Source organism: Streptomyces sp. NPDC051452 (assembly GCF_044454765.1).
Taxonomy (GTDB): Bacteria; Actinomycetota; Actinomycetes; order Streptomycetales; family Streptomycetaceae; genus Streptomyces.
This window is the reverse complement of sequence record NZ_JBITEB010000003.1, coordinates 366,330-380,524: the sequence shown is the minus strand read 5'-3', so window position 1 is coordinate 380,524 and position 14,195 is coordinate 366,330. Positions and strand designations below refer to the sequence as shown.

Genomic DNA, 14,195 nt, shown 5'->3' with positions numbered 1-14,195 from the left:
GAAAGTCCCGGGCGGAAAACCTCCAGCCCCGGGACGGAGGCCTCCAGCCCCAGGACGGAGGCCTCCGGCCCCGGGACGGAAAGCCGGCTCCGCGCGGTGGGCTCTCCGCGGCCGCGCGGGAAGCCAGGCGGACCGGGTGTGGTGGACGTGCGGGGCGTACCTCGTACGGCCCGTGCCCGAGCGCGGCGGCCCGCGCGGCCCCAGGATGGAGGCATGGCGAACCCCTCCCGGCTGCGCGCCGCCGCTCTGACCACCACCGTCGTGCTGCTGTCCGTCCTGCTGGCCGGATGCGGGGACAGCGCGAAGGACGGGGACGTCACCCAGCAGAAGCTCGACTGGAAGGACTGCCCGGCCCCGTCCGAGGCGGAGGGCGGCGGAAGTGCCCCCTCCCCGCTCCCGAACGGGACCTCGTGGCAGTGCGCCACGATGAAGGCGCCCCTGGACTGGTCCAAGCCCAAGGGCGACACCATCGGCATCGCCCTGATCCGGGCCCAGGCCAGCGGGCCGGCGAACAAGCGCATCGGCTCACTCGTGTTCAACTTCGGTGGCCCCGGCGGCAGCGGCGTCACCACCCTGCCGGCGTTCGCCTCGGACTACGCCACCCTGCGCACCCGTTACGACCTGGTCAGCTTCGACCCGCGCGGGGTCGGCCGCAGCGCACCGGTCCAGTGTGAGAGCGACGCCCAGCTGGACGCCTACTTCCAGCAGGACGCGACACCCGAGGACAGCGCCGAGCGTGCCGACCTCGTCAAGCGCACCAAGCAGTTCAACGCGGCCTGCGAGAAGAACTCCAAGAAGGTCCTGCCGCACGTGCGCACCACGGACGCGGCCCGCGACATGGACCTGATGCGCCAGGTCCTCGGCGACGCCAAGCTGCACTACTTCGGCATCTCGTACGGCACCGAACTCGGCGGTGTGTACGCCCACTTGTTCCCCCACCACGTGGGCCGGGCGCTCCTCGACGGTGTGGTCGACCCCACGCAGAACCCCGAACAGGGCGCGCTCGGGCAGGCCAAGGGCTTCCAGCTCGCACTCGACAACTTCGCCGAGGACTGCACGTCGAAGACCACCGAATGCCCGATCGGCGACACCGCGCAAGACGTGAAGAACCGCATCGCGAAACTGCTGAACGACCTGGAGAAGAAGCCGATCCCCGGCATCGTCCCGCGCCAGCTCACCCAGACCGCGGCGACCAACGGCATCGCGCAGTCCCTGTACTCGAAGGACTTCTGGCAGTACCTCACCGAAGGGCTCGAGGAGGCCTACGACGGCGACGGCAAGATCCTCATGCTGTTGTCCGACTCGATGAACGGCCGCGAGGAGAGCGGGGAGTACAGCAACATCACCGCGGCGAACATCGCGATCAACTGCGCCGACCAGAAGCCCCGGTACACGGCGGACTACGTGCAGGGGAAGGTGCCCGAGTTCCGGGCCGCTTCGCCGCTCTTCGGGGACTACCTGGCCTGGGGCATGATCAGTTGCACCGACTGGGCCGTGCCGGGCGCCGCCGACCATCCCGACGTCAGCGCACCCGGGTCGGCGCCCATTCTCGTCGTCGGCAACACCGGTGACCCGGCCACTCCGTACGAGGGCGCGAAGAAGATGGTGGACGCGCTCGGCAAGGGCGTCGCGGTGGAACTGACGTACAAGGGGCAGGGACACGGGGCGTACGACAGCAAGAACAAGTGCGTGCAGAACGCGGTGAACGGCTACCTGCTGAACGGGAAGATCCCGAAGGCCGGGACGGTCTGCTCGTGACACCCGGGCCCCGGCCCCACGAACCTCGGCACCGGGCCCCTCGGCCCCACGAACCTCAACCCCCCGGACCCCCGGCCTCCGGCCCCACGAACCTCGGCTGGAGTCCGGTCGCCCATGACCACAGCCGACGGTCCGACGGCCCGACACCCTGACCCGACACTCCATGGAAGTACCCGACGGCACATTGAAGCCGCAGGTCAGAGGGTTATCCACAGGCCGTAACGGGCTGGGGCCGGTGCGCCTAACATGGCGGGGACGCCCTGCGCGGCACGACGCGAGGGGCCTGTGAGGGGGGTGCGCATGTGGCGATTTCCGCGCCGGACGGCCGTCGTGGCCGCGGCGCTGCTGATGGCCGGCTGCGGCGGTGGCTCGTCGGACGGGAACGGGGGCAAGGGGACCGACACGGCTCCCCCGGCGGCGTCCTCGGGCCGTGGCGCCTCGTCGGCGTCCGGCGGAGACCTCCCGGCCTCCCTCACCTCCCAGCGCCTCGACTGGCGTCGCTGCGCGGCCGACGGTGACGCGCCGGCGCCGGGCGAGGGTTGGCGGTGCGCGACGCTCAAGGTGCCGCTCGACTGGTCGGCACCGGACGGCGCGACGATCCGCCTCGCCCTCATCCGCGCACAGGCGACCGGCGGCGACCGCATCGGCTCGTTGCTGTTCAACTTCGGTGGCCCCGGCGGCTCGGGGGTCTCGACGATGCCCTCCTACGCCGCCACTGTCTCCTCGCTGCGGAAACGCTACGACCTGGTGAGCTGGGATCCGCGGGGGGTCGGCGCCGACGGGGGCATCCGCTGCCGCACCGACCGGGACATCGCGGCCGCCGAGGACGTGGACGCCACCCCGGACACCCCGGCCGAGGAGAAGGCGTATCTGAAGGACGCCGCCGACTTCGGCCAGGGCTGCCGGAAGGCCGCCGGCCCGCTGCTGGCCCATGTGTCCACCATCGACACCGCACGCGACATGGACCTGATGCGCCAGGTCCTCGGCGACGCCAGGCTGCACTACTTCGGCATCTCGTACGGCACCGAACTCGGCGGTGTGTACGCCCACTTGTTCCCGGGGCGAGTGGGCCGGATGATCCTCGACGCGGTGGTGGACCCGACCGCGGACACGGTCGGCCATGCCGAGAACCAGGCCCGCGGCTTCCAGCGGGCGCTGGACGACTACCTGAAGTCCACCGGCCAGGACCCGAAGCGGGGTTCACGGAAGATCGCGGCCCTGCTCGACCGGCTCGACGCGAAGCCACTGCCGACATCGTCCGGACGGAAGCTGACCCAGTCGCTCGCGGTCACCGGGATCGTCCTGCCGCTGTACAGCGAGGCCGGCTGGCCGTCGCTGACCGATGCGCTGGAGTCGGCGGAGAAGGGCGACGGTTCGGCGCTGCTCGCCCTCGCCGACGACTACGACGAGCGCGACGCCTCGGGCCGTTACGGCACGACGTCCCACGCCCAACGGGCCATATCGTGTCTGGACGACAGGCAGCGGCCGACGCCCGCCGAGACGAAACGGCGACTGGCGGAGTTCGAGCGGATCTCGCCGGTGTTCGGGGACTTCCTGGGCTGGGACACGGCCGGCTGGTGCCACGACTGGCCGATACCGGGACAGGCCGACACCCCGAAGGTCAGTGCTCCGGGAGCGGCGCCGATCCTGCTGGTGGGCAACACCGGGGATCCGGCCACTCCGTACGAGGGCGCCCGCAGGATGGCCGACGAGCTGGGCAAAGGTGTCGGCGTGGAACTCACCTGGAAGGGCGAGGGACACGGGGCCTACGGCAACGGCAGCGACTGCGTCGACTCGACGGTGGACGCCTACCTACTGAAGGGTGTGGTGCCGAAGGACGGAGCGGTCTGCTCCTGACGCGGGCGGGGGCTCCGGACGCGGCACGCACCCGAAGCCCCCGAATCCCGCACCGGGCCACCGGATCAGTAGACCGGCTTCTCCGGTTCGATCTGGTTGACCCAGCCGATGACGCCGCCACCGACGTGGACGGCGTCGGAGAATCCCGCGGACTTCAGGACGGCGAGGACTTCCGCACTGCGGACACCCGTCTTGCAGTGCAGGACGATCTTCCTGTCCTGCGGCAGGGCCTCCAGCGCGGAGCCCATGAGGAACTCGTTCTTCGGGATCAGCTTGGCGCCCGGGATGGAGACGATCTCGTACTCGTTCGGCTCGCGGACGTCGATGATCTCGATGTTCTCGCCGTCGTCGATCCACTCCTTGAGCTGCTTGGGAGTGATCGTGGAGCCGGCGGCCGCCGCCTGGGCCTCTTCGGAGACGACGCCGCAGAAGGCCTCGTAGTCGATGAGCTCGGTGACGGTCGGGTTCTCGCCGCAGACCGCGCAGTCCGGGTCCTTGCGGACCTTGACCTGGCGGTACTGCATCTCCAGGGCGTCGTAGATCATCAGGCGGCCGACCAGCGGCTCGCCGATGCCCGTGAGGAGCTTGATGGCCTCGTTGACCTGGATGGAGCCGATGGACGCGCACAGCACGCCCAGGACGCCGCCCTCGGCACAGGAGGGAACCATGCCGGGGGGCGGGGGCTCCGGGTACAGGCAGCGGTAGCAGGGGCCGTGCTCGGACCAGAAGACGGAGGCCTGGCCGTCGAAGCGGTAGATCGAACCCCACACGTACGGCTTGTTCAGCAGCACGCAGGCGTCGTTGACCAGGTAACGGGTCGCGAAGTTGTCGGTACCGTCGACGATCAGGTCGTACTGGCTGAAGATGTCCATCACGTTGTCGGCCTCGAGCCGCTCCTCGTGAAGGATCACGTTCACGTACGGGTTGATGCCCTTGACGCTGTCCCGCGCGGACTCGGCCTTGGACCGGCCGATGTCGGCCTGGCTGTGGATGATCTGGCGCTGCAGGTTGGACTCGTCGACCTCGTCGAACTCCACGATGCCGAGCGTGCCGACGCCCGCCGCGGCCAGGTACATCAGCGCCGGCGAGCCCAGGCCGCCGGCGCCCACACAGAGCACCTTGGCGTTCTTCAGCCGCTTCTGCCCGGCCATCCCGACGTCCGGGATGATCAGGTGGCGGGAGTACCGGCGGACCTCGTCTACGGTGAGCTCAGAAGCTGGCTCGACCAGGGGTGGCAGCGACACGGGAACTCCGTTGGTCGGTCGATCACTACAGATGTACTCCTCGTAACACTGCCATGGGCTTCTTCATTCCGAGACACCTGTTCCGACCCGCGAGACGATGTCGTCCCAGTAGCCGGGCATGGTCTCCCAGGGGTTGGTGCGGCCGCCTCCGTCGGTGCGGTCCGTGAAGTAGACCGTGGCGGCTCCTTGCCAGCGGGCGATGCGCAGCGCCTCGTCCAGGTGGCCGAGGGGCACGCCGTGCACGAAGTGGCAGAACCGGTCGGGCGGGTAGTCGGCGGTCCACTCGGCCACCTGCGACCAGCGGTAGTCGGACCAGGGGCCGGCGAAGGTCACGAGCTGGTCGGCGGTCTCGGCATAGCCCGGGTGCGGGTGGCTGCCGTGGCCGAGGACGACGTGCGCGGTCTCGCTGATCGCCCGGAGCGTGCCGACGGCGCGGCGGACCTCGAAGAGCTCGGCGCGTTCGGTGGGGCAGCGGTCCAGCAGGAAGCCGTCGACCCGGTACCAGTCGAGGTGGCGGTGGGCGTCGGAGAGGAGGTCGGCCAGGGTGCGCGCGCCGTAGGTGAGGTCGAGGTGGCCGAGGACGCGGACGCCCGCGGCGCGCAGCCGGACCACGGCTTCCAGGCAGTGCGGGTCGGGCCGGCTGCCGGGTCCCGCGGCCACGTCGAGGACGACCCAGTCCAGCGGGGTGCCCGGGCGGGCCAGTTCCGCCCACTGGGCGGGTGCGACCAAGGGGTGGGCGTATCCGGGGATGCCGAGGGCGGTGCGCACACCGGTGCTCGTGGTGCTCCCGGTGCCGCGGGTCAGATGCGGCATGCCGCCTCCATCCAGATGTCCGCCAGGGATTCCTCGAGGTTGATCCGGGGCCGCCAGCCGAGCCGGTCGCGGGCGGTGCGCACGTCGGCCTGCTGCCAGCTGCCGCAGCCGTCGGGGTACGGGTACGCGGGCTGGCCGGCGTGGTCGGAGTCGGGTCGCGGGTGGCCGATGGCGGCGCGCAGGGGGCCGGGCGGGGCATCGAGTTCGTGCAGGGAGCCGCCGTATCCGGCCACGCGCGCGAGGACGGCCGCGGCGTCGCGGAGGCGGACGGCACGGCCGGAGCCGATGTTGATGACGCCCTGCGCGGCGGAGAGCGAGGCGGCGTGCACGGCGCGGGCGATGTCGCGTACGTCCACGAAGTCGCGCTGGACGCCGAGCCCGCCGAGCTTGAGTTCGCCGTCACCGGACTGCATGGCGCGGCGCATGGCCTCGGCGAGGCGGCCGAGCGGGGAGCCGGCCGGGGTGCCGGGGCCGGCGGGCGAGAAGACGCGCAGGACGACGGCGTCGAGGCCGGAGCCGAGGACCAGTTCGGTGGCGGCGAGCTTGCTGACGCCGTACGGTCCGCCGGGGCGCGGCACGGCGTCCTCCGCCGTGGAGGAACCGGGCTGGCTCGGGCCGTACTCGGAGCCGCAGCCGAGCTGCACCAGGCGGGCGCCGCAGCCGCTGCGCCGCAGGGCCTCGCAGACGGTGGCGACGGCGACGGTGTTGTGCCGGGTGAGTTCGCGGGCGCCGCCCCGGGTGGTGCCGGAGCAGTTGACGACGACCCCGGGGTGCACCGCGTCGAGGAAGCGGGTGAGCGCGCCCGGGCTGCCGGTGGCGAGGTCGAAGCGGACGTCGGCGTCGTCGCCGCGGCCGAGCGCGGTGAGCTGGACGGCCGGGTCGGCGAGGAGGCGGTCGGCGACGAAGCGGCCGAGGTATCCGTTGGCTCCGATCAGCAGGACCCTCATCGGGCGCCCCCCGTGGTGAGCTCGCCGGTGGAACGGGCCGGTGCGAAGGCCTCCGCGGGCGCTCCGGCCGCTCCGGCGCTTCCGGCGCTTCCCGCGAATCCGGCGAATCCGGGGGCTGTGGGCGCTCCGGGTCGGGAGGTGGTCATCTGGTGGTCTCCTTCAAAGGGGTGGTGCGGGTGCCTCCGGCGTGGGCCGGGCGCCGCCGGTTGCCGTCGCCCCCTGTTGCCGGGCGCTCCCGGGCGGTCGGCGTGGGGCTCGGTTCGGTCCGGTGGCGGAAGGTTCACTCGGCTGCTCCCGTGGGCACGTGGGCCGAGGCCTGGGTGAGGGTGCGGACGGCGTGCAGCAGCAGGGCGAGGGCGGCGGCGCCGCAGGCGAGGGCCGGGGCGGCGGCGGCGCCCCAGGCGTGCACGAGGAACCGCGTGGGGGCGGCGAGGGCGGCGCAGCCGGGCAGTCGGGCGGCCAGGGGCAGCAGCAGGACGGCCGCCTCCGTCGTGGCCGCGGCACCGAGGGCGACGGCGGGCGCGTGCCGGCGGTGGTGCACGATCAGCAGACGGGCGAGCAGGAGCAGGGCGCCCAGGGCGAGTGTCCCGGGGTAGGCCGAGGGTTCGCGCAGCGCGGTGCCGCACAGCGCGAGCAGTGCCGCGAGTGCGCCGAGGAACAGCGTGAACGTGCCGAGTAGGAGGGGTTTCGCGGCGGAGGTGAAGTCCTCCAGGCCCCGGCTGCCGGCGAGCCTGCGGCGGGCGCCGGCGGTGAGCAGATGGGCGCACCACGCCGCCGGAGCGCAGGCCAGCGTCAGGGCCGGCAGGGGCGCGGCGGCCGTGGGCCAGGAGCCGTGGGCGGCGCCGGTGGGCCAGGCGTGGGGGCCACCGGTCACGACGGCGTGGAGCAGGCCGTCGCCGAGGAGGGCGTAGCCCAGCAGCCAGAGCGTGCTGGCGCGCGTACCGCTCGCCGCGCGCCGGGCGCGCGTGCCGGGCGGGCTCGCGAGGGGGCCGTGGCGCAGGGCCGCGCGCGTGGCGAGCGCTACGGTGAGGGCGCCGCCGAGGGCCACCAGCGCGCGAGGGTGCCCGTGGGTGGACCGCAGTGCGCCTGCGGTGATCGCGCCGAGGAGACCGGGCAGAAGGGTGAGCAGGACCCAGCCGACGCGGACGCGCGGCACGGGCAGGGCCTGGCTCCGGGACTCCGGGCGGGGCCCCGCGCCTCGGGGCACGCGCGCGTAGAGCTCCTCGGCGAGCGAGAAGACGTCCCGGTGCCGGAAGCGGGCGGCGGCCCGGTCGGTGACCCCGTGCGCCTCCAGGCCGGCGGCGATCTCCAGCGGGTCCACGGCCCGTTCACACAGCTCGCGGTGCCGGTGCAGCAGGGCCTTGACGGGGTCCCCGGCCCCACGCCGGGAGGCGGGGGCACGTCTCGGTCCGGGCTTCGGCTCCGGCACGACGTCCGCGCCGGGCTCCCTGCCGCCCCGCCCACCACCGCGCTCGGCGAAGCCCGCCTCATCGAAGCCGCACGCCGACGAGAACGCGGGGCGCGTGGCGGCGGTCACCGGGGCAGGCGTGTCTCTTTCGGGCCCGCGCGGCGCCGGGAAGCCCGAAACGCCGATGGAAGCCATCGATATCGAAGGTTCAGCGGCACTCACGAGGTCCGTGGCCGTCGAACGGCCGGCCTCGGCCTCCTCACGCCAGGCCGCCGCGGTGGCCTCCGCCGGGGCCGACTCGCCGCCCGGCCCTCCCGAGACCCACTCCCCCGACCGCGCGTCCCACGGAACGGCGCCCCGGGGCGTCCTCGGGCAGTCCACACCGCCGGTCTCACCGGACAAAGGCCTCACGCCGGGCACATGACTCACGCCGGGCACATGACTCGCACACGGTCCACTGCCCTCATCGAGCGCGGCGTCGCTCCGGCCGCCGGGCTGCTCGTCGTACGGGTTCATCACGCGCCCTCCGCAGCCGCCAACGGCGTCGCGCGGACCGTCGCGCGGACCGTCGCGCCCGTGGCCCAGCCGGGGGTACTCCGGGGCAGGACGCGGGCCGTGGGGCCGGTCCAGTGGCCCGGGACCTGGGACTCGGCGGGAGCGGCGAACGGCAGGAGCTCGCCGGCCTCGTCGAGGACGACCCGGCGGACCGGGCAGTGCGACACGATCTCCAGGTAAATGCCGTGAAATGCCGCGATGTTCTGCTCGACGGTGAACAGTTCGAGCGCCCGGGCGCGCGCGGCGGCACCGAGCCGCGCACGGCGCTCGGGGTCGCGCAGCAGTGCCACGCACGCCTCGGCGAGCGCCCGTGGATTGCGGGGTGGCACGACGAGACCCGTGCCGCCGATGACCTCCACCACCGCGCCGACGTCCGTGGAGACCGTCGCCCGGGCGCAGAGCATGGCCTCGATGAGGCTGATCGGGAATCCCTCCACCACGCTGGACAGCACGACGACGGCACCGGCCGCGTACGCGTCGGACAGGGTCGGGGCCTCCGGTCCGCCGATCTCCTCGAAGGAGACCGGGTTGTCGCCGACGGCGTGGGCGCCCTCCGCCTCGTCCGGGAAGAGCTGCGCGGCGAGCGCCCGGCAGTGGCGCAGATAGGTCTCGCCCTCGGGTCCGGCGTGCGAGCCGACGATCCGCAGACGCGCCTTCGGCTCCTCCCTGTGGACCTCGGCGAAGGCGTGCAGCAGGGAGACCAGGTCCTTGGCCGGCTCGACCCGGCCGAGCCAGACCAGCGTGTCGGGGTCCGAGCGGTCCGGGGCCTCGCCGGCCTCGGCGAAGCGGTCGGCCTCCAGGCCCGGGTAGACCGTGCGGATCCTGCCGCGGTCGGCGCCGCACCGTTCCTGCCAGCGGCGGGCGTGGGCATTGCCCGGGGTGAGGATCTCGGCGCGGCGGTAGATCTCGGTGGCGAGCCGGCCGTGGAAGGCGGCGAGGAGGGTGCGGACGGCGGGGGTGTCGGCGCCGGCGCCGAGCGTCAGATAGTGCGAGCGGAGCTGGACGCCGTACTCGGTGACGAGCAGCGGTACGCCGCACAGGTGCCGGGCGAGCAGGCCGGGCAGGGCGGTGGGGCCCCCCGCGGCGGCGTGGCACAGGTCGGCCGCGGCGAGGCCGTCGTCGTCGTACCAGTCGAGGGAGAGGGGGCGCAGGGCGCGTTCGAGGTGTGCGGCGACGGTGAGCAGATCCGGTACGCGCGCCTCGCGCGCCGTGCGCAATGCGCCCGGGGCGCGGCAGGCGCGCTCCAGGGCGCGTACGGCGGTGTCGGACCGTAGGGCGCCGACCAGTCCGCCCTGCTCGCGGGCGAGTTCTGCCAGCCCGTACAGCGCGCTGGCGAAACGGTCCGCCAGGTCATCGGATCCGGGACCGGGCTCCGCGTCGGCTCCGGCGCACACCGCCCCGGCCAGCTCCCCGTAGTACTCGGCGAAGCGCCGGCGCGCGCGCCGCCCGTATCCGGAGCCGTCTTCCGCGGGCATCCACAGCGGTGCCGTACGCACCCGGCGGACCTGCGGCGGGAGCGGGACGGGGCCCTCTTCCTCCCGGTGCCGGTCGCGGCCGAGCGCGTAGATCTCGAACTCGTGCTGTTCGAGCCCGCGCACGAGCCGGTCGCACCAGAGTCCGGCGTCACCGCCCACAAACGGGTGGCCACCCTCTGTCAACAGTCCGATGCGCACGTGTGCACCCCCGATCTCCCGTCTGGGGAGCCGCCGTTGCCCGACGGCTCGCAGCGGGACGAACGTAAGCGGACAAGGCGGTGGCGCGACGGACGGTTGTCCATCGCGCCACCAAAAGGGGTGAACGGTCGTAACTTTCGCGTGCGGACCGCGTTCAGTCGCGCTAAGGGATCACACGGTGATCAGTGGCTCACCGAACGTCACACGGCGGCGGGTTCGCGCCGGGCCGCGCGCCGCCGGGCCGCCAGCTCCGGATCGAGCGCGGGTACGGCGGCCAGCAACTGCCTGGTGTACGCCTCGCGCGGGCTGTCGTAGACCTCGTCGGCCGGCCCGTACTCGACGAGCCGGCCCCGGCGCATCACCGCGACCCGGTCGCTGACCTGGCGGACGACGGCGAGGTCGTGCGCGATGAAGACCAGCGCCAGGCCGAGTTCCCGCTGCAGCTCGCCGAGCAGGGCCACCACCTGGGCCTGCGTGGTGACGTCGAGCGCGGAGACGGGCTCGTCGCAGACGATGGCGCGCGGTTCGGCGGCGAGCGCCCGGGCGATGCCGATGCGCTGCCGCTGACCACCGCTGAACTCGTGCGGGTAGCGGTCGTAGTGCGCCCCTTCGAGCCCCACGCGCTCCAGAAGTTCCCGCACGCGCCCCCGGATGCCCGCCTCGTCGTGTCCGCCCCGCGCGCGGAGCGGGTCGGCGATGGACTCGCCCACGCTGCGGCGGGGATTGAGGGAGGAGACGGGGTCCTGGAAGACCATCTGGACGGCCGGGTTCACACCGGTGTGCGGGCGCCCCGCGTAGCGGATCTCGCCCGCGGTCGGCTCCAGCAGCCCGACCAGCATGCGGCCGAGCGTGGTCTTGCCGCTGCCGCTCTCCCCGACCACGCCGAGGGTCTCGCCGCGGCGGACGGTCAGCGAGACGTCCTCGACGGCGGCGAGCGCCCGCTTGCCGCGCCCGAACTCGCGCCGCACGCCCCGGGTCTCCAGCACGACCTCGTCGAGGACGCGGGAGCCGGTACGCCGGGCGTCCACGCGCGGGACGGCGTCGAGGAGCTCGCGGGTGTACGCCCGCGCGGGCGCGGCGAGGACCGCGCCGACCGTTCCGTGTTCGACGGCCCTGCCGTGCCGCATGACCAGGACGTCGTCCACACTCTCGGCGGCGACGCCCACGTCGTGGGTGACGAGCAGCAGGCCCATGCCGGTCTCCTCGCGCAGCGTGTGCAGCAGATCGAGGATCTGGGCCTGGACGGTGACGTCGAGGGCGGTGGTCGGCTCGTCGGCGATCAGCAACTCCGGTTCGCAGGCGAGGGCCATGGCGATGAGGGCACGCTGGCGCATGCCGCCGCTGAACTCGTGCGGGCGGGAGCGGGAGCGCCGTACCGCGTCCGGGATTCCCACCCGGTCCAGCACCTCCACGGCACGCGCGCGTGCGGCCCGGCGTGACACGCGCGTGTGGACGCGGTGGACCTCGGCGATCTGGTCGCCGATCGCGTAGTAGGGGTCGAGCGAGGACAGCGGGTCCTGGAAGACCATGGCGGCCTTGGCGCCGCGCAGCCGCCGCAGCTCCTCCTCGGAGGCCTCCTGGACGTCGGTCCCGGCGACGCGGACCGAGCCGGTGACCCTGGCCCCGGTGCCCCGGTGCAGGCCCAGCAGGGCGCCCGCGACCGTCGACTTGCCGGAGCCGGACTCGCCGACGAGGGCGAGGGCGGCGCCCTTCGCCAGCGTGAAGGAGAGGCCGTCCACGGCCCGCAGGGAGCCGAACTCGACACTCAGGTCGGAGACTTCCACCAGGCTCATGCCAGTACCACCCGTCGGTCGGCCACCGCGTACAGCACGTCCGCGACGGCGTTGGCGAGGACCACGAAGAAGCCGATGACCAGGACCATGCCGACGACCACCGGCAGGTCGACGACCTTCACGGCGTGCACCAGCTCCTGGCCGATGCCGGGCAGTCCGAAGAGGGTCTCGGTGAGGACGGCGCCGCCGACGGCGGAGCCGACGTTGTTGGCGTTCAGCGCGATGACGGGCGCGAACGCGCCGCGCAGCGCGTGCCGCCCGACGACGGCCCGCTCGCCGACGCCGTACGCCCGGAAGGTGCGGATGTGGTCCTCGGCGAGGGTCTCCAGCATCGCGGCGCGGGTGAGGCGGGCGAAGGTCGCGGCCTCGATCAGGGCGAGCGAGAGCCAGGGCAGCAGCAGGTTCCACGCCCACTGTTCGGGGTCGTCGGTGAGGTTCACGTACTGCGGGAAGGGCAGCAGTCGCAGTTCGCCGCAGACGACGATCATCAGGACCAGCCCGATGACGAACACGGGCGTGGCCGTGCCCGCCAGGGTGATCGCGGTCAGGACGCGCTCGCTGACCCGGCCGCGCCGCCAGGCGGAGAGCACGCCGGTGCCGACGCCGAGGACGAGCCACAGCACCATGGCCCCGAGGACGAGCGAGAGGCTGACGGGCAGCTTGGTCAGGATGATGTCCAGGACCGGCCGGTCGGTCTGGTACGACTGCCCCAGGCAGGGTGCCGCGCAGTGCTCGACCGAGGTGCCCGTGGAGAAGTCCTGGCCCACGAAGAAGCCTTCGAGGAAGTGCCAGTAGCGCAGGTAGAGAGGGTCGCCCAGGTGCAGTTGTTGGGCGACCTGGTGCACCTGGGCCGGCGAGCAGCGCGGTCCGCAGGTGATCTGGGCGACGTTGCCGGGGGTGGCGTAGAAGACGACGTAGACGATCACCGAGATGGCGAGCAGGGTGATCACCGTGCCGACGGCCCGGCGCAGCAGGAACCCGCCGAAGCCGCTCATGTGGTCGCCTCCTTGTCGCCGCGGGCGCCGCCGTGGGCACCCTCGCGGCTCGTGTCGCCGTGCGCGCTCCCGCCGCCGTCCGCCCGCGTGCCGGTCGTGCTCGTGCCGGTCGTGCTCGTGCCGGTCGTGCTCGTGCCGGCCTCGCCGCCGGTCGCCTTCGTGCCGCCGCCCTTGCCCCGGCGGCCGGTGCCGACGCGCAGGCGTGAGGCGGCGCGCGGGTCCAGGGCGGTGCGCACGGCGTCACCGAGGACGGTGAGGGCGAGGACGGTGACGAACAGGGCGCCGGCGGGCAGCAGCAGGAACTGCGGCGCGGCCTGGTACCAGACGTCGGCGGCGGTGAGCATCTGTCCCCAGGAGGGGGTGGGTGGTTTGACGCCGACGCCGAGGAAGGACAGGGCCGCCTCGACGGTGATGTTCATGGGCACGAGCAGCGCCGCGTAGGTGATGACGGGCGCGGCGAGGCCGGGGAGCAGTTCACGGCGGGCGATCCGCCAGGTGTTCCAGCCGCTCAGCCGGGCGGCGGAGACGTAGTCGAGCCCCTTGAGGGAGAGGGTCTGCGCGCGGACGATCTTCGCGATGTTGCCCCAGGCGATCAGGCCGATGACCAGGCTGACCAGAACGGGCCGCGGGAAGCTGGACGGCACGATCGCCAGCAGCGCCAACGACATGATCATCAACGGCATGGAGACGATGATGTCCGTGGCGCGGCTCAGCAGCTGATCGACCCAGCGGTTGCCGAGCGCCGAGCCGATACCGACGGCGACGCCGACGGCGACCTGCACCACCGTCGCGGCCAGCGCCACCCCGAGCGAGACCCGCGCGCCGTAGACGAGCCGCGCGAACAGGTCCCGGCCGGTCTGCGGTTCGACGCCCAGCCAGTGGTCCGCGCCGATGCCGCCGAAGGAGCCGAGGGGGACGCCCCCGCGCGCGGAGTCGATCAGCGAGGGGTGGTAGGTGGTGGGGTCCTGGCCCTCCAGCGCGGTGAGCAGCGGCGCGGCGAGCGCGACCAGGACGAGCAGCGCGACGACGGCCGCGGCGACCAGGGCGGCGCGCTGCCCCCGCAGCCGCCGCCAGAACCGACGTGCCCCCGAGGCCGCCGGGACGGAAGGATCCGTCCCGGCGGCCTCGACGGCGACAAGTACCTCGCTCACG

Annotated in this window: 10 protein-coding genes; 2 read left to right on the top strand and 8 right to left on the bottom strand. The window is 73.2% G+C overall.

The features are described from left to right. Positions 1–213 precede the first annotated feature (213 nt). Both ACIBA9_RS11125 and ACIBA9_RS11120 read left to right on the top strand, forming a co-directional pair. The gene (locus ACIBA9_RS11125; protein WP_399361777.1) at positions 214–1,758 is read left to right on the top strand and encodes an alpha/beta hydrolase; all 1,545 of its coding nucleotides are present in this window, start codon (positions 214–216) and stop codon (positions 1,756–1,758) included. Positions 1,759–2,058: 300 nt separating this feature from the next. Then, positions 2,059–3,615, top strand: a complete 1,557-nt coding sequence (locus ACIBA9_RS11120) for an alpha/beta hydrolase (RefSeq protein ID WP_399361775.1) — start codon at positions 2,059–2,061, stop codon at positions 3,613–3,615. A gap of 65 nt (positions 3,616–3,680) precedes the next feature. Here ACIBA9_RS11120 and moeZ read toward each other — a convergent pair whose 3' ends face one another. The 8 genes from moeZ to ACIBA9_RS11080 form a co-directional block, all read right to left on the bottom strand. Then, a complete protein-coding gene (gene moeZ / locus ACIBA9_RS11115; protein ID WP_399361773.1) occupies positions 3,681–4,859 on the bottom strand; it encodes an adenylyltransferase/sulfurtransferase MoeZ in 1,179 nt (392 codons plus the stop codon). A 63-nt stretch (positions 4,860–4,922) separates the two neighbouring features. Next, the gene (locus tag ACIBA9_RS11110) at positions 4,923–5,672 is read right to left on the bottom strand and encodes a spherulation-specific family 4 protein (RefSeq protein ID WP_399361771.1); all 750 of its coding nucleotides are present in this window, start codon (positions 5,670–5,672) and stop codon (positions 4,923–4,925) included. Next, positions 5,660–6,619, bottom strand: coding sequence for an NAD-dependent epimerase/dehydratase (locus ACIBA9_RS11105; protein WP_362164753.1), 960 nt, complete (start codon positions 6,617–6,619; stop codon positions 5,660–5,662). Before ACIBA9_RS11105 ends, ACIBA9_RS11110 begins: the two co-directional genes overlap by 13 nt. Positions 6,620–6,899: 280 nt before the next feature. Next, positions 6,900–8,156 carry a hypothetical protein gene (locus ACIBA9_RS11100; protein WP_399361769.1) on the bottom strand — a complete coding sequence of 419 codons (1,257 nt, stop codon included), beginning with the start codon at positions 8,154–8,156 and terminating at the stop codon, positions 6,900–6,902. Positions 8,157–8,542: 386 nt separating this feature from the next. Next, a complete protein-coding gene (locus tag ACIBA9_RS11095; protein WP_399361767.1) occupies positions 8,543–10,216 on the bottom strand; it encodes a glycosyltransferase in 1,674 nt (557 codons plus the stop codon). A 239-nt stretch (positions 10,217–10,455) separates the two neighbouring features. After that, on the bottom strand, positions 10,456–12,048 hold the full coding sequence (locus ACIBA9_RS11090) for a dipeptide ABC transporter ATP-binding protein (protein ID WP_399361765.1): 1,593 nt from the start codon (positions 12,046–12,048) through the stop codon (positions 10,456–10,458). Next, positions 12,045–13,043: an ABC transporter permease gene (locus ACIBA9_RS11085; protein ID WP_399361763.1), complete on the bottom strand. Its 999-nt coding sequence runs from the start codon at positions 13,041–13,043 to the stop codon at positions 12,045–12,047. Before ACIBA9_RS11085 ends, ACIBA9_RS11090 begins: the two co-directional genes overlap by 4 nt. Beyond that, positions 13,040–14,194, bottom strand: a complete 1,155-nt coding sequence (locus ACIBA9_RS11080; protein WP_399361761.1) for an ABC transporter permease — start codon at positions 14,192–14,194, stop codon at positions 13,040–13,042. Before ACIBA9_RS11080 ends, ACIBA9_RS11085 begins: the two co-directional genes overlap by 4 nt. Position 14,195: the final 1 nt, after the last annotated feature.

Excerpts from the sequence above, each read along its gene's own strand:
- ACIBA9_RS11120 (WP_399361775.1), top strand. The coding sequence starts at position 2,059 with ATGTGGCGATTTCCGCGCCGGACGGCCGTCGTGGCCGCGGCGCTGCTG.
- ACIBA9_RS11110 (WP_399361771.1), bottom strand. The coding sequence starts at position 5,672 with ATGCCGCATCTGACCCGCGGCACCGGGAGCACCACGAGCACCGGTGTG.
- ACIBA9_RS11085 (WP_399361763.1), bottom strand. The coding sequence starts at position 13,043 with ATGAGCGGCTTCGGCGGGTTCCTGCTGCGCCGGGCCGTCGGCACGGTG.
- ACIBA9_RS11090 (WP_399361765.1), bottom strand. The coding sequence starts at position 12,048 with ATGAGCCTGGTGGAAGTCTCCGACCTGAGTGTCGAGTTCGGCTCCCTG.
- ACIBA9_RS11105 (WP_362164753.1), bottom strand. The coding sequence starts at position 6,619 with ATGAGGGTCCTGCTGATCGGAGCCAACGGATACCTCGGCCGCTTCGTC.
- ACIBA9_RS11125 (WP_399361777.1), top strand. The coding sequence starts at position 214 with ATGGCGAACCCCTCCCGGCTGCGCGCCGCCGCTCTGACCACCACCGTC.